The organism is Spirosoma spitsbergense DSM 19989 (assembly GCF_000374085.1).
In the GTDB taxonomy this organism is placed as follows: Bacteria; Bacteroidota; Bacteroidia; order Cytophagales; family Spirosomataceae; genus Spirosoma; species Spirosoma spitsbergense.
This window is the reverse complement of record NZ_KB893499.1, coordinates 114,696-135,295: the sequence shown is the minus strand read 5'-3', so window position 1 is coordinate 135,295 and position 20,600 is coordinate 114,696. Positions and strand designations below refer to the sequence as shown.

Annotated in this window: 20 protein-coding genes; 6 read left to right on the top strand and 14 right to left on the bottom strand. The window is 50.1% G+C overall.

Annotated elements, in window-relative coordinates; genetic code table 11:
• Nucleotides 1–74: 74 nt before the first annotated feature.
• The 5 genes from B157_RS0112030 to B157_RS0112010 all read right to left on the bottom strand — a co-directional run bounded on the left by B157_RS0112030 (nucleotide 75) and on the right by B157_RS0112010 (nucleotide 5,372).
• Nucleotides 75–1,043 carry an AAA family ATPase gene (locus B157_RS0112030; RefSeq protein WP_020603577.1) on the bottom strand — a complete coding sequence of 323 codons (969 nt, stop codon included), beginning with the start codon at nucleotides 1,041–1,043 and terminating at the stop codon, nucleotides 75–77.
• A 91-nt stretch (nucleotides 1,044–1,134) separates the two neighbouring features.
• The gene (locus B157_RS0112025) at nucleotides 1,135–1,992 is read right to left on the bottom strand and encodes a transketolase (RefSeq protein ID WP_020603576.1); all 858 of its coding nucleotides are present in this window, start codon (nucleotides 1,990–1,992) and stop codon (nucleotides 1,135–1,137) included.
• A 102-nt stretch (nucleotides 1,993–2,094) separates the two neighbouring features.
• The gene (bcp, locus tag B157_RS0112020; protein ID WP_020603575.1) at nucleotides 2,095–2,544 is read right to left on the bottom strand and encodes a thioredoxin-dependent thiol peroxidase; all 450 of its coding nucleotides are present in this window, start codon (nucleotides 2,542–2,544) and stop codon (nucleotides 2,095–2,097) included.
• Between the two features lie 78 nt (nucleotides 2,545–2,622).
• Nucleotides 2,623–4,656, bottom strand: a complete 2,034-nt coding sequence (locus B157_RS0112015; RefSeq protein ID WP_425423198.1) for a M23 family metallopeptidase — start codon at nucleotides 4,654–4,656, stop codon at nucleotides 2,623–2,625.
• Between the two features lie 104 nt (nucleotides 4,657–4,760).
• A complete protein-coding gene (locus B157_RS0112010) occupies nucleotides 4,761–5,372 on the bottom strand; it encodes a fumarylacetoacetate hydrolase family protein (protein ID WP_020603573.1) in 612 nt (203 codons plus the stop codon).
• Between the two features lie 200 nt (nucleotides 5,373–5,572).
• Here B157_RS0112010 and B157_RS0112005 point away from each other — a divergent pair, with 200 nt between their 5' ends.
• The gene (locus B157_RS0112005) at nucleotides 5,573–6,394 is read left to right on the top strand and encodes a M48 family metallopeptidase (protein WP_020603572.1); all 822 of its coding nucleotides are present in this window, start codon (nucleotides 5,573–5,575) and stop codon (nucleotides 6,392–6,394) included.
• An 83-nt stretch (nucleotides 6,395–6,477) separates the two neighbouring features.
• On the opposite strand, the gene sucC is transcribed toward B157_RS0112005, so the two are convergent.
• Nucleotides 6,478–7,695 carry an ADP-forming succinate--CoA ligase subunit beta gene (gene sucC, locus B157_RS0112000; RefSeq protein WP_020603571.1) on the bottom strand — a complete coding sequence of 406 codons (1,218 nt, stop codon included), beginning with the start codon at nucleotides 7,693–7,695 and terminating at the stop codon, nucleotides 6,478–6,480.
• A 166-nt stretch (nucleotides 7,696–7,861) separates the two neighbouring features.
• Between sucC and B157_RS0111995 the strand changes: the two genes are divergently transcribed.
• The gene (locus B157_RS0111995; RefSeq protein ID WP_020603570.1) at nucleotides 7,862–8,521 is read left to right on the top strand and encodes an ABC transporter ATP-binding protein; all 660 of its coding nucleotides are present in this window, start codon (nucleotides 7,862–7,864) and stop codon (nucleotides 8,519–8,521) included.
• A gap of 353 nt (nucleotides 8,522–8,874) precedes the next feature.
• Here B157_RS0111995 and B157_RS0111990 read toward each other — a convergent pair whose 3' ends face one another.
• The 3 genes from B157_RS0111990 to B157_RS0111980 all read right to left on the bottom strand — a co-directional run bounded on the left by B157_RS0111990 (nucleotide 8,875) and on the right by B157_RS0111980 (nucleotide 12,922).
• Nucleotides 8,875–10,287, bottom strand: coding sequence for an efflux RND transporter periplasmic adaptor subunit (locus tag B157_RS0111990; protein WP_020603569.1), 1,413 nt, complete (start codon nucleotides 10,285–10,287; stop codon nucleotides 8,875–8,877).
• Nucleotides 10,288–10,385: 98 nt separating this feature from the next.
• Nucleotides 10,386–11,900, bottom strand: a complete 1,515-nt coding sequence (locus B157_RS0111985; protein WP_245565065.1) for a TolC family protein — start codon at nucleotides 11,898–11,900, stop codon at nucleotides 10,386–10,388.
• Nucleotides 11,901–12,220: 320 nt separating this feature from the next.
• Nucleotides 12,221–12,922, bottom strand: coding sequence for an ABC transporter ATP-binding protein (locus B157_RS0111980; protein ID WP_020603567.1), 702 nt, complete (start codon nucleotides 12,920–12,922; stop codon nucleotides 12,221–12,223).
• Nucleotides 12,923–13,152: 230 nt separating this feature from the next.
• Between B157_RS0111980 and B157_RS0111975 the strand changes: the two genes are divergently transcribed.
• Both B157_RS0111975 and B157_RS0111970 read left to right on the top strand, forming a co-directional pair.
• A complete protein-coding gene (locus B157_RS0111975; protein ID WP_026308651.1) occupies nucleotides 13,153–13,854 on the top strand; it encodes a head GIN domain-containing protein in 702 nt (233 codons plus the stop codon).
• A 107-nt stretch (nucleotides 13,855–13,961) separates the two neighbouring features.
• Nucleotides 13,962–15,110, top strand: coding sequence for a 5-(carboxyamino)imidazole ribonucleotide synthase (locus tag B157_RS0111970; protein ID WP_020603565.1), 1,149 nt, complete (start codon nucleotides 13,962–13,964; stop codon nucleotides 15,108–15,110).
• 52 nt (nucleotides 15,111–15,162) lie between these two features.
• Here B157_RS0111970 and B157_RS0111965 read toward each other — a convergent pair whose 3' ends face one another.
• The 5 genes from B157_RS0111965 to B157_RS36830 are packed head-to-tail and all read right to left on the bottom strand — an operon-like array spanning nucleotide 15,163 to nucleotide 18,106.
• A complete protein-coding gene (locus tag B157_RS0111965; RefSeq protein ID WP_020603564.1) occupies nucleotides 15,163–15,723 on the bottom strand; it encodes a YceI family protein in 561 nt (186 codons plus the stop codon).
• A 25-nt stretch (nucleotides 15,724–15,748) separates the two neighbouring features.
• The gene (locus tag B157_RS0111960) at nucleotides 15,749–16,426 is read right to left on the bottom strand and encodes a hypothetical protein (RefSeq protein WP_020603563.1); all 678 of its coding nucleotides are present in this window, start codon (nucleotides 16,424–16,426) and stop codon (nucleotides 15,749–15,751) included.
• 6 nt (nucleotides 16,427–16,432) lie between these two features.
• Nucleotides 16,433–16,891 carry a QcrA and Rieske domain-containing protein gene (locus B157_RS0111955; protein WP_020603562.1) on the bottom strand — a complete coding sequence of 153 codons (459 nt, stop codon included), beginning with the start codon at nucleotides 16,889–16,891 and terminating at the stop codon, nucleotides 16,433–16,435.
• A gap of 18 nt (nucleotides 16,892–16,909) precedes the next feature.
• Nucleotides 16,910–17,257, bottom strand: a complete 348-nt coding sequence (locus tag B157_RS0111950; RefSeq protein WP_020603561.1) for a hypothetical protein — start codon at nucleotides 17,255–17,257, stop codon at nucleotides 16,910–16,912.
• A gap of 33 nt (nucleotides 17,258–17,290) precedes the next feature.
• A complete protein-coding gene (locus tag B157_RS36830; protein ID WP_157618405.1) occupies nucleotides 17,291–18,106 on the bottom strand; it encodes a hypothetical protein in 816 nt (271 codons plus the stop codon).
• A 186-nt stretch (nucleotides 18,107–18,292) separates the two neighbouring features.
• Here B157_RS36830 and B157_RS0111940 point away from each other — a divergent pair, with 186 nt between their 5' ends.
• Nucleotides 18,293–18,901 carry an RNA polymerase sigma factor gene (locus tag B157_RS0111940; protein ID WP_020603559.1) on the top strand — a complete coding sequence of 203 codons (609 nt, stop codon included), beginning with the start codon at nucleotides 18,293–18,295 and terminating at the stop codon, nucleotides 18,899–18,901.
• A complete protein-coding gene (locus B157_RS0111935) occupies nucleotides 18,891–20,474 on the top strand; it encodes a porin family protein (protein ID WP_020603558.1) in 1,584 nt (527 codons plus the stop codon). The genes B157_RS0111940 and B157_RS0111935 overlap by 11 nt, the downstream gene beginning before the upstream one ends.
• Nucleotides 20,475–20,600 lie beyond the last annotated feature (126 nt).

Here is a 20,600-nt window from a genome sequence, read left to right as displayed (position 1 = left end):
GATAAGTAACTGCTGGAATGCGCTCGATTTAACAATTTTAACTTCCGTATCACCTTCGCAGATAAATCCGATGTTTACCATGCTAGCCCTCCGTTCAATGCGTTTGTAAGCCAGGCTTCATCTGCCCGCATACCGTGGAAATCACCTTCTTCGAACTGCCTGACTGTGGTAGCTCCCTGCTTCTTCTCCACAACAACAAATTCTTCTGGTCTCACGCGCGATGCCATTGATTGCGAGTGAGTGTTAAGCCAGATGTAATGCCCCCTTTCCTCGCACATGATTCGGAAGAAATCGACTAATTCCCCGGCTACCTGCGGATGAAGCCCATTCTCCGGCTCTTCGATGCACAAAAATTGCGGTTTATCATCGCTCTGATAAACGGCGGTCAGCAAGGCCAGAATGTTATATGTACCGTCAGAGATTAACTCTTTGGTGAAATATTCTGGTGTGGAATCCTCAAACCAATGCAATTCATCTCTATCATCTATTTCAACGGCCTTAAAACCTGGTACGAATAATTCGAGCCACTCGAAGATTTCGTCTCTCAGAATAGGATTTGTTAGAACGCGCTTCAAAACTTTTTCTAGATTACTGGCTGAAAAGTTCAGAGAACGGTCATCTTGATAGTTGAACTTCGGTACTTTGTTGTTGCCTACAAAAACTCTGCTAAAATGTAGATAAAACTGTTCATAACCAGATGATGGCGCTTTTGCAACGACAAACGTATTATCCTTTCGGATTGAATCAATGAGCTTATCGTAAGCGAACTTTACTTCATCTTCATTATCATTAAACGAAACGCCAAATAAAAATTGGGCTAGATCCGCTCCATTACGATTTTGAATGTTGGCAATGCCGCCGAATTCACGAACAGCTTCATTAGGGGAAACTTTTACGCATCTATTCACAAACTCCAAAGCCTCGAAAATATTCGATTTACCCGACCCGTTGGGGCCAACAAAGACCGCGAACGGATTGGGCTCAATTAACTCAATCCGTTCAATGGACTTGAAATTTTCGATGACAAGGCGTTTGATTTTCATAGATCTATGTAGAGACGCATATTTGCGTCTCATAGGCGTCAGCAAACCGTCCGGATGTGAGACGCAAATATGCGTCTCTACACCCACACAATTAATAATCCTCCATTCCTACTGTCAGGGGCAGGCCGTTCAGGGCCTGCGTTAGCTGGTCGGCGTTGGGGGCGGTGCCATGCCATTTATAGTTGCCTACCATGTAGTCGACGCCGAAGCCCATTTCGGTATGCATCAGAATCATCGTCGGGACGTCGGGGTCCTGTTGCGCTTTTTTTAGCGTTTTGATGACCTCTGCCATATCGTTTCCTTCCATTTCGTCGACAAACCAGCCGAATGCCCGGTACTTATCGGCCAGACTCCGGTTGTTGTTCACGTTGTCGGTTGTACCGTCAATCTGGGCGTGGTTCAGGTCGATAACGGCGGTCAGGTTGCCGAGTTTTTTGTTGGGCGCAAACTGGGCGGCTTCCCAAATCTGGCCTTCCTGCTGCTCACCGTCGCCCATGAGGACGTACACGTGGCTCTTGTCGCCGTTGAGTTTCTTGGAGTAAGCAGCTCCGCTGGCTACAGACAGGCCCTGCCCCAATGAACCAGAGGCAATCCGAACGCCCGGCAGATGCTCGGCGGTGGTAGGGTGCCCCTGTAACCGGCTGTCGAGTTTGCGGAACGTCGCCAGTTCTTTAACCGGAAAATAGCCCGCCCGTGCAAGCACCGAGTAAAAAACGGGCGAGATGTGGCCATTGGAGAGGAAGAAGATGTCCTCATCACGGCCGTCCATATCGAAGATTGGGTTGCCCTGGGCATCTTTCTTCCGGTTCATCACCTCAAAATAAAGCGCAACAAAAAAATCGGTGCAGCCTAACGAGCCGCCGGGGTGACCAGAGTTAACGGCCGCAACCATCCGAAGAATGTCACGCCGAACGGCCGTAGCCGTGCTTTTGAGTTGTTCGATTTCCATAGTTTTTCAGGAGTTAGGAGTTAGGAGCGAGTAGTGAGGAGCCATCCGGCGGTAAAAAAACAGCCGGATGGCTCCTCACTACTCGCTCCTAACTCCTAATACTTAGTTCAAAATTTGTTTTGCGTGTTCTTTCGTATCAACTTTCTCGATGATGTCCGTAATGATACCCCTCTCATCGATGAGAAAAGTAGTTCGGACGATGCCCATGAATTTACGACCGTACATGGATTTCTCCTTCCAGACATCGTAGGCTTCCACCACCTGCTTATCCGTGTCGGCAACTAGCGTGAAAGGCAGGTCGTACTTGGTTTTAAACTTCTGGTGAGCTTTGGCGTCATCGACACTCACACCCAGAACCTCGTAACCCGCTGCCCGCAGGTTGGCATAATTATCACGAAGGCTACAGGCCTGGGCGGTACAACCCGGCGTGTCATCTTTCGGGTAAAAGTACAGTACAACTTTTTTGCCCCTGTAGTCGGACAGCCGGATAGGGTTACCCTGTTGGTCAGCACTCGTAAAATCCGGAGCGGTATCACCGATGGCTAGGGACATAGTATTTACAGTTTACAGTTTGTGGTTTGTAGTTTGTAGTTTGTCGTTAGCCAGGGCAACAACAAACCATAAATCGGTTTATCTTCTTTTTTTCCTGCGCGCTGGGGCGGCTTTGCGCCGAACAACAGGGCGGGGTTCGTTTATGGTCGTACTGTCAGAACCAATATTACCCGACCGGTCTTTGACCTGAATAAGTACCTCGGCCCCTTTCTCAAAAGGTTCTTCCGAATTCAGCTTATCAGACCAGAGCAAGGCCCGTTTATAATCATACTGCATCAATACCCACTCGCCGTTGACTAATGCCCTAAACTCCGCAATGCCCGACAGATCGTCCCGAATGCGGGCCGTAATGCCCTGCGGGGTGGCCGTCAGAATATCGACTTTAGGCGGGTTGGTATCCGTCATCAGTTGAAACCTGCCTAATGACCGGGTTTTGAACTCAATGTGCCCACCGCTCCAGGTACCTCCCAGATAACTATCATTTCCGCCACTCGACCAATACACTTTGGTGCGGACGGTATCAATGGCGATGGGGTAATTCGGGGTGTACGAAACCGTCAGGTAATCGTTCAAAGGTATAATGGACTGGTTAATTTCCAGTCCCCCACCCGGTAACAATCGCGTAGCCAGATAAAGCGTGTCGAACAGGGTTCCGGCCTTGAACTGCAACCGGTTTTTGCCATCTGTAACAACCTCGTTTCGACCCGGAATCAGCTTTTTTCTGAAATTTGTTCGTATAATGCTATGACCAAACTCAACTGAGTCGGGCAAAACCTGACGCAAATCTATAAGATAAACCGCTTGATTAGCATGAAGATAGCTGACAGGCTGCTCAATTATGGTGCGACCAACAAAGAGTCTGGCCGCTGGTGGGTTATCAATCGGTAAATTCTTAACGCTTAGCTTCAGTACGTTTTCATCCGTCGTGATGGTAGCCGTAGGAGCTTGTTCAATCATGGCTGCCGCAGATGGTTTGACCACCGGACTCTCCGCCAGAGAATCCAGACGGAGTTCGCTGTCTGGGGCTTCTTCCGGCAGAACGGTAAATGTTAGCTGGGCAGAGTGGTCAAAAGCATCGAAGAGGATCAGTGTTACCTCGTGGGGTTTGCCATCCAGTAAGGGCAAACGACCCCGATAGGTTGCATTGTTCTGTAATTTGTATAGATTAAGGAGGTTGCCATCGGCAATATAGGCCCGGTGGTATCGCTGCCCACTGGTCTGCTCGATTTCGTAGTTTTCGTGAATGTTCATGAACCGGGTTTTCTCACTCGGAAAACTATTCATGTTATACGCAAAAACTTCCCGCCCGTCGAGTCGGACTTCCAGGCAGCTGATACCAATGCGGTAAGGCGAACCGCTGGTTTTGTCGTAGGCCAGCACTTCTATACCAATCAGGCCCGAAGCCGTTATCGGTTGTGTAATGGCGTAGGTGCCATCGGCCCGGCGAACCGGTACGTAGCTTACCCGGTGATACTCCCCGTTGATGCGCGAGGTTGGGGTCATTGTTTTCAGGGCAATCCGCTCAAAATAGGGCGGAACGTTGTCCTGGATTTCCGAAAATCCGTACAGCAGGGGATTGATCAGGTTATCGTGCGCATCCCGAATCTCGAAGTGCAGATGCGGCCCGCCAGAACCACCCGTATTGCCCGATGCCGCAATAACATCGCCCTGCTTGACCGGAAACTGACCAGGTTTGAAACGCAGGTCAATTTCAAAGGTTTTTTTCTGATATTGCTGCTCCTTGAGATAGATTCCCAACGTATCCTTAAGTGACTTCAGGTGTCCATAAACGGTGGTTAGCCCGTTGGGATGTTTGATGAAGACAACGTTGCCGTAGCCACCGGTAAAAACCGCGATTCGGGCTATATAGCCATCAGCAGCGGCATGGACATCAAGCCCCTCACGGCCGCCCGTTCGGATATCCAGACCCGCGTGAAAGTGATTAGGGCGTAAGTCGCCCACGCCCCCCGATAATGAGTTGGCGGAGCCGGGCTGAATGGGAAACATGAAATACCCATTGACGAGTGTGCCCGGTTTTATGTATCCTGTTGCAGTCGTTTCTGATGAAGGGGTCGAATCTGGCCTGGCCGACTGACCGAAGACCAGATTCATTGAGGTCAGAACCGTAAGGAATGTATAAAAAAGGATTCGTTTCAAAAGAAAAACTGTCGATGATGTGTCAGGGTGTATGGATACGCTGCGCTGACAAAATGAACTTACTTTACGTCAAACGTCAGCATGGGTTTATCCTCAATAAATGCGGTTAGCTTATCCCCAATCTGAACCGGACCTACGCCCTTTGGTGTGCCTGTAAATAAAATATCGCCCTGCTGGAGCAGGAAAAAACGCGACACGAATGAAATCAGGTAATCAATCTGAAACAACATCAGGCTGGTATTGCCCTGCTGCCGGGTTTCGCCGTTAATGTCCAGGTGGAAGTTTAGATTTTTGAGGTCCGGGAAATCCGATTTTGGCACGAAGCCCGAAATAGGGGCCGAGCCGTTGAAGCCTTTGGCCAGTTCCCAGGGAAGCCCCTTTGCCTTTAGTTTGCTTTGTAAATCGCGGGCGGTAAAATCAATACCAACGCCAATTTCATCGTAGTATTTATGCGCGAACTTCTCCTCTATATTTTTCCCTACACGATTAATTTTGACCAGTATTTCAACCTCATGATGAACATCCTGAGAGAAGTCCGGGTAGAAAAACGGCTCGTTTTTCAGGGGAACAGCCGTTTCCGGTTTCATAAAGATAACGGGATCTTCGGGCTGTTCGTTGTTCAGCTCCTTAATGTGCTCGACGTAATTCCGACCAACGCAGATGATTTTCATACGGGATTCTCTACCGGTTCAGGCCTGATAGTTGATATAGGCCTGCCGTTGTAGACACAAGTTTTTAAACTATTCAGATTAGTGCAAATCTAAGGACTAAAGAGGGCCTGACCGCATCTGGTTTATAAAAATTTGAACAAATGCCAGCCCTCACTAGTCATATAACGTCAGAATCTCACTAAACAAGAAAACGCAAATTAATGAAAAAGACACTCCTTGGTATGTTAGTGGTGGTGGGACTTATCTCCTCCTGTGCACGGGTACCGCTAACGGGCCGTCGGCAATTACTGCTGGTGCCTAACGATCAGATTTTAGCGCTGAGCAGTCAGCAATACAAGCAATTCCTGGATACGAGCCGGGTGGTGAACTCCAACGATGCTGAAATGGTCCGTCGTGTTGGGACTCGTATTCGCCAGGCTGTTGAGCAATACCTGAATGCGAATGGACTCAGCAAACGACTGGAAGGGTTCAACTGGGAATATAACCTGGTACAAAGTCCGCAGGTAAACGCCTGGTGTATGCCCGGAGGTAAAATTGTCGTTTACTCCGGCATTCTTCCCTATACCCAGAATGAAGCCGGATTGGCCACCGTTATGGCCCACGAGGTATCGCACGCCATTGCCGAACACGGTAACGAGCGGATGAGCGAAAGCCTGGTAGCTAATGGGCTGATGCAGGTGGGACAGGCGTATCTTGGCTCGCAGGCGCAGCAGAGTAACACTACCAAAGCACTCCTGATGCAGGCAGTTGGTGCCGGGTTGCCTGCCGCCTATCAGGTAGGTCGTGCCCTGCCGCATAGCCGGGCGCAGGAATCGGAAGCGGATCACCTTGGCCTGATTTTTATGTCGATGGCAGGGTACAATCCACAAGAGGCCGTTACCTTTTGGTCGCGAATGGCCAAAGCTGGTTCCGGAAAATCAACGCCTGAGTTTCTTTCCGACCACCCATCCGATCAGCGCCGGATTTCCGAGCTACAGAAACTGTTGCCCGAGGCTATGAAGTACTACAACAAAGCTCGCTAGTTGTGAGTAACGTAATGGATAAAAGTAAAAGCCGGAACGTGAGTTCCGGCTTTTACTTTTTATTCAGCGTCTATCTGAACCAGTTATAACGACTCGATAACCTGCCGAACCTTCTCGGCGGCTTCCTTGAGCAGCACAGCTGACTGTACTTTCAGGCCCGATTCATCAATGATTTTAGCGCCTTCTTCGGCATTAGTGCCCTGTAGGCGAACGATGATCGGAACCGGAATATCGCCGATTGCCTTGTAGGCTTCCACAACACCCGTAGCCACCCGGTCACAACGAACGATACCACCGAAAATATTGATCAGGATAGCTTTTACGTTTGGGTCTTTCAGAATAATCCGGAAACCGGCTTCTACCGTTTTGGCATTGGCTCCACCCCCAACATCGAGGAAGTTGGCCGGTTCCCCACCCGACAGTTTGATAATATCCATGGTTGCCATCGCCAGGCCAGCACCATTTACCATGCAACCGACGTTACCGTCCAGTTTTACATAGTTCAGGTCGTTGGCAGAGGCTTCTACTTCAAGGGGGTCTTCTTCGGCCAGATCGCGCATGGCTTTTAGGTCGAGGTGGCGGTACAGAGCGTTATCGTCCAGGTTCACTTTGGCATCAACGGCCAGAATCTTATTGTCTGACGTTTTCAGCACCGGGTTGATCTCGAACATGGAGGCATCCGTATCCACGTATGCTCTGTAAAGTGCCGTAATGAACTTTACCATCTCTTTGAAGGCTTCCCCTTCCAGCCCAAGACCGAACGCTACCTTACGGGCCTGGAATGGTTGCAGGCCAACAGCCGGATCAATCCATTCCTTCACGATTTTCTCGGGCGTATGCTCGGCTACCTCTTCAATGTCCATACCGCCTTCGGTACTGGCCATAATGACATTACAGGCTTTGTTCCGGTCGAGCAGAATACCGATGTACATTTCCTTTGGTTCCGTAGCACCAGGGTAATACACATCTTCAGCAATAAGGACTTTATTGACCTGTTTGCCTTCCGGACCGGTCTGATGGGTAACCAGTACGTTACCAATAAGATTTTTGGTGATATCACGGACCGCATCGACACTCTTGGCTAATGCTACGCCCCGTTGCTCAGAACCAACGATCTTGCCTTTTCCGCGGCCACCGGCGTGAATCTGGGACTTTACTACCACAAACTTCTGACCCGATTGGGCAATCAGGAGTTTGGCGGCTTCAACGGCTTTCTCGGGCGATTCTGCTACGATACCCTCCTGAATGCGGACACCGTACTTTTTAAGAATTTCTTTACCCTGATACTCGTGTATATTCATGGCAACTGCAACAAGGAGGATTGGAAATCGTATTTTTGTGCGGCAAGTTAACAGGAAATGATGAATGATGAATGATGAATGATGAACGGGCTTGTCGAAAATTAAGTGAATCCCCGTTTGCAATCCCATTAATTAATCATACATCATTTATTATTCATAAGTCCAAATGTCGCTTCTTCAAACCATTGATATTCGCCGAAATTACGGCAATCTGGCCGTCCTGAAAGGAATTGATCTAACCATCAAGCCAGGCGAAGTCGTTTCCATCGTTGGGGCATCGGGTGCCGGTAAAACAACATTGCTTCAAATTCTTGGTACCCTGGACCGGCCTGATGCTGGGGAACTACGGATTGCCGACCAGAATGTTTTTGCCCTGAACGACCGGCAACTGGCAAAATTCCGGAATGAGCGTATCGGGTTTGTTTTTCAGTTCAATAACCTGCTGCCTGAGTTTACAGCCCTCGAAAATGTGTGTTTGCCGGGGTTTATTTCGGGGAAAGACGAAGGGGCAGTTCGCCAGCGGGCTACTGAATTGCTGGAAAAACTTAGCCTGCAGGACCGGATGAAAAACCTGCCTTCTCAATTGTCGGGCGGGGAACAGCAACGGGTAGCGGTGGCGCGGGCACTCATTAACCAACCGGCTATTGTTTTTGCCGATGAACCCAGCGGTAATCTCGATTCGCGTAATGCAGAAGATTTACATCAGCTATTCTTTCAACTCAGGGATGAATTGGGTCAAACCTTCATCATTGTGACGCATAATGAAGCCCTTGCCGCCCTTGCCGACCGTACGGTGACCATTCGGGATGGATTGCTTTTTAATTAATATAAGTTCATATATACATGAAATTGGCCGGGCAGTTTAAGTATTTTTACTTAAACTGCCCGTTTAGTTGTATACATAATCTCATTTATAATGCTCTTGCTGTCAGATGATTGTGACTTTGTTGAAAAAATTATTCAGGGAGATTAATAAATTTTACTTAATTTTGTTTTATAATTGTGTCGAAAAGAAAAGTTTTTCATAACGTTGAGTAAATCAGAAAGCCAAGAGAGTGTCTCGCTTGGCTTTTTTGTTTGCTTATACGTCAATGGAAAAGTATAATTTGCTTATAGGCGCTTCGTCGCGAAGAAAAATCGCTGTTTTGAAACGGATTGCAGCGGCAAGTCGATTGCCCGTTATTCTTCCTTGTCTTCTTTCTTTTTGTCCTTCTTCGGATCCCTCTTTATCACAAGGTCATCATTTTTAAGTTTCTTTGAGACCGCAATAAAGGGGCCGGAAATAATCTGCTCTCCTTCTTTCAGGCCTGATAAGATTTCGATGTTTTCGAAGTCGCTGATACCTGTAGTTACATTCCGTTGTATTGCTTTGCCTCCTGCATTGACAAAAACGATTTCCTTCGTCTTCTCTTTCTTCTGCGTTTGTCCGGCTGGTACTTCATTAACAGTACCGTTCTGGTTGTCTTTCATTGTAGCCGTGTCGATAGCGGTTGAATCGGCGCTGCGCGTTGTGACAGCCGCAATTGGTACGGCCAGAATATTGGATTTTCGGTCGGTCAGGATTTCGACCGAAGCCGTCATGCCGGGCTTGAACGGATAGCCTTTTTTGTCTTTTTGAGCCAGCAAGTCAGCGTAGGAGCTATTCAGTATTTTTACTTTCACTTCAAACTCTGTTACGGCATCGGCCGATAGGGAAGCGGCTGCCCCCGCTGAACTCGTTAGTCCGTTGGCTGTATTGGCGATTTCGTACACGACCCCTTTAAATTTTCGGCCGGTCATGGTGTAGGAGTCCACCTCAATATCAGCCGTGTCGTTGAGGTTGACCCGGACAATATCGTTTTCATTCACGTTAATGCGAACTTCCATATTTTGCAGATTGGCGATCCGCATAATCTCGGTACCCGCCATCTGAGAGGTGCCCACCACGCGTTCCCCCAGTTCAATATTGAGTTTTGATACTGTACCGTTTACAGGACTGTATATCGTTGTCTTACGCAGGTTTTCCGTTGCATCGCGCAGGCTGGCTTCGGCACTCTTGATATTGAACGACGATGCCCGAACGTTGGCATTGGCTGCTTCGACTTCCTGCTTGGCGACATTGTAATTGGCCGCGCTGGTTTCCAGATCGGCCGACGAAATGACCTTATCGGCGTAGAGCTTCTGTTGCCGTTCGTAATCTGCTTTGGCCCGGATCAGTCGGGCGCTCGACTGCGCCACGGCGGCTTTGGTTTGCTCTAACTGTGCCCGGCTTTGATTGACCGTGGCCCGCGCCCGCGCCAGTAGTGACTCATAATTGTCAGGACGAATGCGGCACAATAACTGACCTGCTTTGACGGGATCCCCTTCGTTTACGTACAGTCCAATGATTTCCCCCGATACGTCGGGGCTGATTTTTACTTCGACCTGCGGCTGAACGCGCCCTGATGCGCTGACCCGTTCGGTAATATCCGTCCGTTTAACGGTTGCAAAATCAACTTCTGTTGCCTCTGGTTTGCCAATCAGACCAGCTTGTTTTGCCGCGACTAATCCACCTACAATTAATACAACTAGTCCACCTAATATCCACCAAATGCGATTCGACTTTTTCTTCATGATAGGGAATGAGTGAGTGATTGAGTGGATGAGTGAGTAGAACGTCCATGTGCTATTCACTCAATCACTTCGCTTCGGCGTACCGATTCGCTCAATCATTAATTAAAACTGAACGGTTTATTCTGGTAAAAATCTAAAATTTTGGTTCTGAACACGTAATCGTACTTAGCCTGTACCAAACTGGCCCGGGCACGATCCAGGTTCGTTTTGGTGATATTGTATTCCGTTACGTTGATCGATCCGGCATTCAGTCGGCTTTCCGATGCGCCAAAAGCTGATTCCAGTGCCTGCACCTGGGCCAGCGTAGCCCGGTACCGGTTTCCGGATGCCTCCAGGTTAGCATAGGCATTTTCGATGTTCTGGCGAAGCAGCAACCGGGTATTATCGGCCTGTAGTTCCGAGTTTTGCTTGGTCAGCGTGGCTAACTGAACCCGGTTTCGAACCTGAAACCGGTTAAAGATAGGTACCTGTAAGGACAAGCCTAATGATTTATTCAGGTTGTTCTTGACCTGATCCGTGAAGGGAAGCGTATAACTTTCGTACGAAATATTAGGCTGTTCGATAAGGATTGTTTGCTGGACCCCATTGAAGGTTATTACTTGTGGAATCTGACTCGTGCCGTTCTGAATGGCCCGTTGCGAACCGAAATTTGAGAACAGTGAGGTCAACCCGGCATTCAGCGTTAGCAACGGATAAAAGCCTCCACGCGCTACGGCAATTCCCTTCTCATCACTCTGAACGCGCAGGTTGGCTGCCCTGACATCCGGCATATTGTCATTGGCAATTTCGAATATCTGCTGGGGCGAAGCTTCGTAGGCACTAACGCTGGGGTCCGGGATCGATATTGGAGCCACCTCGATGGCCTGATCGCTGAACAGGTTCATTGACTGGAGCAAAGCCACTTTGGCCAGATCAATATTGTTCTGTGCATTCACAATGGCTAACTGATCGGTAGCCTGCTGCGCCCGTAAATCGAACAGGGCCGACTCCGCGGCCGCCCCGGCGCTAACCAGTTTCTGAGTCCGCTCAAACTGCGACCGGCTTACGTCAGACTGCCGCCGGGCAATTACCAACTGCTCCTGACCCGTCAGTACATTCAGGTAATTCTGAATTACGGTCAGGATGACGTTGTTCTTGGTAGCCTCCAGATTCTTCTCGTTCGACTGGAGCAATAACTCATTTTGCTTTATGGTGTTTTGTAAAACGCCACCATTATAAATCGTGGAGGAGGAGGTCAACTGAAAGTTGTTCGATAGTACCGACCGAGACACAAACTGGTTAGTAACCGGGTTGATGTTAAAACCCGAATTGAAATTCTGCGTGGCAAAACCATTCAGGTTCGGAAGCCGGTTTAGCTTTGCCTGTTGCAGTTGTATTTCACTGTTGTTGATCTGTAACCGACTTTGCTTTACCGTGATATTATTTTTGAGGGCAATGTCGATACATTGCGGCAAATCCAGCCGGTTTACCGTAGGAACCACTCCATTTGCCGGCGATACGGCCGCTGCGTCCGTTCGGGCCGGCGCATTTTGTGCGTAAACATTCGACAATCCTGTCGTTACCAACAGGGCTATCACAACCCGCATCTGTTTCCACGCCACTTGCATACACATAATTTTGATAGGTCAATGTTACAAACTTAGCGTCGGCGCAGCTATCATTTTGGGATAAACGGCGCAAACTAAGCCTACTTTTGGTTTATAAATCGGATATATTCCTGTAAATGAAGTTAACAGGCTGGTAAATAATCATACGGTTCAACACAGTCATGGACTGTTTTAAACCATTACGGTATAAAGTCAGGCAGATTCGGGAAAGGTTATTTTGTCCCGCTAATAACCAGCATAGCAGCCTGACGCTCTCTACTGACCTGATGTGCATCAATAAAAAGAGGTGAGGGATACTATCCCGATATCAAGTGCTGTTTCTGCGGTCACTTTACGGCCTGTACGCTCAGTGGCTGAGGGGCTGACTCTTCCAGCCAGCCGTCTTTCAGCCGAATTACCCGGGAACCGTATTCGGCATTAACTTCGGAGTGGGTTACCTGTACGATAGTTACGCCATCTTTTTTGTTGAGTTCGCGAAACAGTTCCATAATATCGCGGGCCTGGTCGGAGTGGAGGTTCCCCGTTGGCTCATCGGCAAAAATAACGGTAGGCTCTGCCGCCAGTGCCCGGGCGATACCAACCAGTTGCTGCTGCCCGCCCGATAGCTGAGCGGGGAACAAGTCTTTTTTGGCGACCATATTGAAGCGGTCGAGCAACTCGGCCACGCGGCTTTTGCGCTCCGACCCGTTCAGTCCTTTATACAGCAGGGGCGTTTCAATGTTTTCATATACTGTTAGTTCGTCAATCAGGTGATAGGCCTGAAATACAAAGCCGATGCGGGTACGGTGCAGTTCGGTCCGTCTTTTTTCGGATAGTTTCTGAACGGGCTGATCATCAAAGAGATATTCTCCCTCGGAGGGTTCTTCCAGCAGGCCCAGAATGTGCAGCAGGGTCGACTTACCGGAGCCGGAGGGTCCCATGATGGAAATGAACTCCCCCTGAGCAATAGCGAGGCTAATGTTACGCAGAACATATACCTTACCAAAACCAGCGGGGTAATACTTGGAAACGTTACGAAGTTGAATCATAATTGGTCACGTTTAAACGATTGTTTTTGGCCGTACTGATAATGACTCAACCCTCGTGCCAGATTCTTACTGCCTTGATTTCTAAAGGACTACCGGTAACCCTAAGGTCCGTAACGTCCGTTAGCGGACAAAGTCATTCGTAAAACCGGACACCTTTTTTTGGTCATTTATGCAACGAAGCCCTGCTTTTTTCCATCTTGTATGTATCTAATCAATAAACCAGGAAAGCTATGAAAGGACTAATACTATCCATTATGTTACTCGTTACCGTATTGAACACCGCCAGTGATGACTGGAAAAAAGACCGGCCCGTATCGGGGTTTACCGGCCTGAATGTCAGCAACGGTATTGTCGTTTATCTGACGCAGGGCAATGCGGAAAAACTGACCCTGGAAGCAAAAGGAGTGGATGAAGATCAGGTTGTTTCGGAAGTACGGAACGGCACGCTGAAACTTTACATTGAGCGTAAAGGGTTCAGCGGCTGGACCTGGGGGCGGAATACGTCCGTAAAAGCCTACCTGACATTCCGGCAATTACAAACCATACGGGCCGGAGGTGGGGCCGATGTGATTGGACAGGGGCAACTGTCGTTCAATGATCTGAGCCTGGATGCATCGGGCGGTTCCAACCTTAAACTGGATTTCAAGGCCCACGATCTCAACGCATCCGCATCGGGTGGGGCCGATGCGCTTTTGAAAGGGTCGGCCCGGATGTTCAATGCCAGTGGCTCCGGCGGGTCTAACCTCGATGCCCGTAAACTAGTTGTAGAAAGCTGCAATGCCAACTCATCCGGCGGTTCGGATGTATATGTCAATGCCCGAAATGAGTTGAAGATGAAGGCCTCCGGTGGCTCGGATATTTATTATTACGGCTCCGCTAAAGTGGTGGCCAGGAGCGAATCCGGCGGCTCGGATATCATCCAAAAGGACTAAAAAGAGCGAAAGCGAGTCGCCGAAACGGTGCGAATTGCTAATTTTGTCGGCTAATGCGGCATCACTGGCCTGATTTCGCTCTTTCACTCTTTCGTTCTTTTACTCCCTTGACACCTACTATTGGTATTCTTGGCGGGGGGCAGCTTGGTTTGATGCTGTTGCAGGCATCTATCGACTGGAACCTCCGCGTTCATATTCTTGACCCGGACGCCGAAGCTCCCTGTCGGCACCTGTGTACACAGTTTACAATGGGTTCGCTCACCGATTATGATACAGTCTATCAGTTCGGACAATCGGTTGATGTGCTGACCATTGAGATTGAACGCGTCAATGTAGAAGCCCTCGAAGCCCTGGAACGGGAAGGGAAGCGGGTATTTCCGCAGCCGTCCGTGATTCGTATTATTCAGGATAAACGGCTTCAGAAACAATTTTACCGCGACCATAACCTGCCCACTGCCGATTTTATCCTGACCGATAACCGCGCCGATGTGGCCATGATCGAGATTGATCAGCCCGACTTCCTGCCAGCCTTCCATAAACTTGGTCGGGATGGGTACGATGGGCGGGGGGTTCAGCGTATTGGCTCCATTGCCGATGTGGGCAAAGCTTTTGATGCACCGGGTATTCTGGAAAAAGCGGTTGATTTTGCGAAAGAACTAGCCGTTATCGTGGCCCGCAACGAACGGGGAGAAGTGCAAACATTTTCGACGGTAGAAATGGTGTTTCACCCCGAACTTAACCTGGTGGAGTACCTGTTTGCCCCGGCCGAAATTTCGACCGAAATCGACCGGCAGGCGCAGGCCATTGCCCGCCAAACTGCCGACGCATTCGGTATTGTTGGCCTGCTGGCGGTAGAATTATTTCTGGATAAGCAGGGGAACGTACTCATCAACGAGGTGGCTCCGCGTCCGCATAACAGCGGTCATCATACCATCCGGGCCAACGTCACGTCGCAGTTTGAGCAGCACTGGCGGGCCATTTTGAACTACCCCCTCGGTAACACATCGGCCTACCAGCCAGCCGCTATGGTCAACCTTCTCGGCGAAGACGGACACACCGGCCCCGCCGTTTATGAAGGACTGGAGAGTCTGCTCGCCATGCCCGGTGTGTTCCCCTTTCTGTACGGGAAAGCCATCACAAAGCCCTTCCGTAAAATGGGCCATGTAACCGTCATGGACGATTCGCTGGATGCGCTGCGGGAAAAAGTATCGGACGTAAAAAAAGCCATCAGGGTCGTTGCTGATCCCAATGGCTGAAAAAAAAACTGCCCTGACAGCCCGCTTGTTTTACCCCGAAAATAGATTTCTTTTACCGGGTGAAGCTAGCGGTGAATTTGAGTTTTATGGCATTGTCGGCCTTCATGCCCAGTAACGACGGCTGTTCGATGTTGAAATCGGTCATGTTAATATCGAACAAGCCATCGATGGTCAGGCTGTTGCCATTGTCTTTCCGGGTGCAAACCAGCACGGTGGGTTTGGTAACCCCGTGAAACGTAAGTTTCCCGGTTGCTTTCAGCGTGCCATCGGCATTAGGCACAACCTGCTGACTGACGAACGTGACGTTGGGGTAGCGGATAGCGTCGAGCACTTCCAGCGCGTGCGAATCCCGGTTGCTGTCCTTACTATCGAACGAGGCCACTTTAATGGCTACTGCTACACTTTCTACCTGTTTGCTGTCGTCGTTGTACATAATTGCGCAATTGACATCATGGCTAACGCCGTCCCAGGTATGGAGTGGGTGGTACATGGTGTAAGTGACGGTCGACGTTTTTTTGTCGGCTATCAGTTTATGGCTTGCCGCCGTAGCCGCGATCAGGATACTTAACAGGAAAGGGCCTAAGCACCCGTTTATCAATAATTTATAACGCATGGGGAGTCGTAAATAAGGTGTCTGCTCAGAATTTAATGGCGATGATGGAAGCCGCAAAAGCCCCAAACGTAGTATAGGCCACCGCCCGGTGGTAGGGTTTCAGTTCGGGCTGTTGCCGAATCATACCGGCCAGAATATTCGTGGCGATCATCCCTGTCAGGTGAACGATAGCTAAGTACTTATGCAACTTTATGCCACTCAGTCCCTTCCGGTCGGCCAGCAGTTTTGGCGGAGCGGTTAGGGAGAGCAGGGCCGTAGTACCGTAGGCAACGTTGATAAAGGCAGCCGAGGTTTGGTGCGCATCGTATAACCGCCGGTACTGGTCGCCCTGGGCATTATAGAGTTTTGCTCCCAGAATACCCTGCACCACAAAACCCGCCAGCGTCACGAATCCCATTACCTGGTGTGCCACCAGCATCGACCGACGTACTTTAAGCTCTTTCTCACGTCCCTCAGGGGTCAGCGGTGCCAGATTCATAACCCGTAATAAACCCTTTGGCCCCCAGAACACCCGCTGGGTAAACAGCATTTTATGGGGCAACAGCGGCTGGGCTGTCGACGAATCGGTCATCGCGGCCAGCATCTGGTCGGCAGAGGTTGTAGCCACGGTAATGGGTGTTGTCGTCTGGCCGGTAACCTTTGTGGTATCCTGGGCGTGAATCCGCAACCCGAAGCAAAGTAGTAGAACAAGAAGTTTTTTCATGAGCGTTTAGTTGCTGATTTGCAGGGTCTTGCCGTCGCTGCCTAGGGTTGTCTTGTACTGCGTCAGCGACTGCCGGGCTGGTCCACTCGTAACGGTTCCCGCCGTTGTAAAGGTAGCTCCGTGGTTTGGACAATATATACTGTCTGAACTGGAAACGTATTGTACCGTTGTGCCCTCGTGGGTACACACTTTCGAGATGGCGATGTAACTCCCGTTTTTTATGTGGGCTACCAGAATATTGCCTGTGTACGCATAGTTGCCAACCGTAGTGAGTTTAGAGTAGGCTGCTGTTGTCAGGTCCAGTGTAATAGGCGAGGACAGCGCGGCCGCCGGGGTTATATTATCCGATTTGGAGCAGGATTCAAGGGTACCGGCTCCGCAATAAAAAGCGACAAGAGCCGCCCCCTTAAGACCCAGCTCTTTAAGAAAAGCCAGGCGATCCATTGATTCGGTTGTATTCGTCATTTGGGTTATTGTTACTGATTAATTTATGAGAACGTGTTGCAACAGGGCAGTACCGAAGGGCTGAAAGTCGGATTGGGAGGAGGGCCCCATGAATACCAGCGAATCGAAGTAAGCGCTGCTCATTTCGGTTGTTTCTGTTTGCAGCAGGACATGAACCAGCAGATCGAACACATCCGAAATGTCCCGAACAGTTCTTTCGGGAAAGGCCAGCCCGGTTTGCTGACTCACAAAACCGAGGAGTTGCTTCATATCCGATTCGGATAAACTCAGGTCCTGCCGGAAGCAAGTGTCGAGCCAGACCCAGCCGGGCGGAATCCTGAACCGGTCGAGCAGATACTGCTGTAAAGAAACTAGGTTGAATGCCATAGTTTTGTTGATTATTGGTAAGCATATGGACCGCTAAAAGCGCAGGGATAAGCCTAAACCGGTACCCCGGTACCCCGGTGTCAGGTGCAGACTAGTGGCGGGCTGGCTGCGGTATCGATTAGCAGCCCGCCGAAAAGCCACCGTACCCCCATGGTCCAGAATCAGCGCGGTGACGCCCAGTATCAGCCCCGTACCCGCCACGGCCACACCGGCAATTGTGGCTCCATCTCCCCGGTGCCGAAATCTGTTTCCGTCCATATCGGTGGTACTACCCACATTTGGATCGTTGTTATTCATTCGATTACCGTCGTGTCCGAACCGGCCATCGCCGAAAGCCGCCAGAGCCGCCCCTGTACCCAGTAACGCAATGGCCGCGCCCGCCGTTACGTAGGTCCACCGGCGCAGGTGTTGCCCCTGTTCAAATGAGTGTAGTGCCTGTTGATTGGTAACGAGAAGCGAGCGTACCTGCCGATTGGGGATCACTTCTCCCTGCTGCGTACTGAAATGGCGGCTGAACCACCCACCGTCGTAGCGTAAACCTGCTACCGAACGCAACGGTTGCGACGAAGACAGGAGGGGAGTCGATGGTTGGACTACCGCAGAGGGGGCATTGCCCAGAATATCTTTGGTGCCATTGGCATAATTGATCAACAATACGTCGTCCACACCCGATGTGTAAATGGGACCATCGGGATTGTCCTGTTTACGGTATTTTATTTCGGTGGCTGATACTTCCAGTACCTTCGCTTTTATTTCAGTACCGCTTTTCAGCACGATATTGTCCTGAGCGTTGATAAGTGCAGGTGTAAACAGGCAAAATAGTAGCAGAATGGAGGCTATGCGATTCATGTTCATTGTTTTCGGCGGGGAGTAAACCGCCTTCAACTTTTATTACGGCGCAGCGGCTCGAAACGTGGGGTGCTTTAATGAAAAAATAATGTCTGGAAAATAGTTGGCCACTCACCCCACGTTTCGTCCTGTTTATCCGTATGGGATAAGTAGGAACGCCTGCCTACGAAAATAACGACTGACATTTTGCTGTTTACCCGAAAACCGCGCTTTACGAAGGACGATTTGCCGAGCGTTCTGCAGGCATGCCTGGCAGGGGATGAGCGGGCACAGTATGAGCTGATTCGTCAGTTTGCGGGCTTCGCCAAAAGCGTGTGTATGCGTTATGCCGCTCATCCGCAGGAAGCGGACGAAATCATCAACGATGGGTTCCTCAAGGTTTTTACGCACCTCGCCCGTTATGACCCAACCCAGTCCTTCGAAGCCTGGCTGCGAACGATAATGGTGAACACTGCGGTCGATTACTACCGAAAAAAACAGAAATGGGCCGGAGAGGTTGGGCTGGAGGATATTGATGTGGCAGACTGGAATGATGACATCATCAGTGCCATGTCGGCTCGGGAGATTCTGGCTCTGGTTCAGCAATTACCCACCACCTACCGGATGGTGTTCACGCTGTTCGTAGTGGATGGGTATTCACATACCGAAATTTCCGTCATGCTGGATATTCAGGAGGGTACGTCCAGGTCGAACCTGCGGGATGCCCGCCGTAAATTACAATCCATGATTAAACAGATCCACCCGGCCCTGTACCAGCAATATAACTGGCCGCACCAGCGATACAATGAAAACTGAACGATTTGATGACGAACTCCGGCGCAAAATGCTCGGTCTTCCGGCCGAAGCGGACGCGGGCGATGTGGATCGTATTTTTGGCTATTTATCGGCTAATGGCCCCGGCAAACCCGGCATCGGCTGGGGCCAAGCACTCCTTTATGGTACGGCTGGTGCTGTGCTGATTGGTTCTCTTTTGTATAATATAAACCAATACCATACGAATAAAAACCTCTACAGTTCAATTGATTCGCTGAAGCATCAGTATGCAGCAAGCCAGTTGCCGCATCATTCGTTAGCGGCCAGTCAGCCCGATACAGTATACATTACCCGGTATCAGGATCGTATAGTGTCTGTGCCGCAACGAAAAACTGAACCAGTTGGAGCTGGAGAAAGAGAGAATGAGCTTCTGCTCCGTCCATCTGCCAAACGCGTTCCCGGCGGATCAGACCTGACTAGGGACATAACCCAAACGGGAAGACCAACACCATCGGCAGGTCTGATGAATGTAGCACTCGGTGGGCAGCCGCTGGAAGAGGATAGTCTGGCCGGGAAGCAACTAAAACGGGTAGCCGGTTCTGTACTGACTGATCCGAACCGGCCACTGGCTAACGCTATCGACGACAGGGTGCCTGATGAGTCTGCCAATGTGGAGAAACAGGTATCAGACCCCAGGTGGAAAGGAGCCAGTATACGGCTTACAACTAGCCAGCGGTCGGGTAATCCGTTGGTAGCAACCGAACCACAGGCGACCCACCCGGGCCAAACGGAGAAGAATACGAAATACGTTCGTACTGCGTCGGGAAACAGCGAAGCGGCAATGGACCTGATACCGGAGCCATCAGGCGCAGTAACCGTAAACGCTGACTTTTTACAGGCCCGGCCGTTACTGCAATATGCTTTAAGTAACAGCCTGGTTCGCCCGGTGAAGGCTGTTTCCATTACGTCGGGACTGACACCCAGACACCGCCTTCACTGGGCTTTCCCGAAGGTAGCCGTGGCAGGTTCGTCCCTGTGGGCGGGGGCCGGGGTGGGCCTTGGGCATGACCAGCTTAGTAGTTCACTGCTGGGCGAGTGGCGGCTTAATTCCCACTGGAGTATTCAGACGGGCGTTCAGCTAACCCTCCAGGGTGACCACTTCTTTTCTGACGATGACTTTCAAAAGCGAACCCATCAGGATTTTCGCACGCTCTACGCTCCCAATATTCCGTATAGCTACGAATTGCTGGATATTTCTCAATCGTATCAACTGGTTCAGCTTCCTCTCACGGTAGCTTATCATTATCCGCTGGGGCACGACTGGTCGCTTCGTTTTGGGATTGGTACCAATACCAACTTGTACGCCCGAAACCGGTTCACGTTCGATTACCGCGAGAATAGTCGCTCATTCGATCACGGATTGTATCGAGAACCGGTACCGGTTTCTGTAATCAATAATGTGACGGTATCGGCTGGTATTGAGCGGCAGTGTAAAGGATGGCTCTTTCGGGCCAGCCCGTTTATTAGTCCGCAGCTAAAACCCGCAGTGCACAATCATGATGATTTATTTTGGGGTGTACAGGCAGGGATAATGCACCAGTTTGGCGGGCGATAGTAATAAATCCAAAGGTGTTGATAAAGGGAATGCTTCGCTCTGTTAAAGCGACGTATGGCCAGTAATAGAAACGGGGATGAATTGACTACGCCGTCAATTCATCCCCGTTTCTATTGCACGATGATT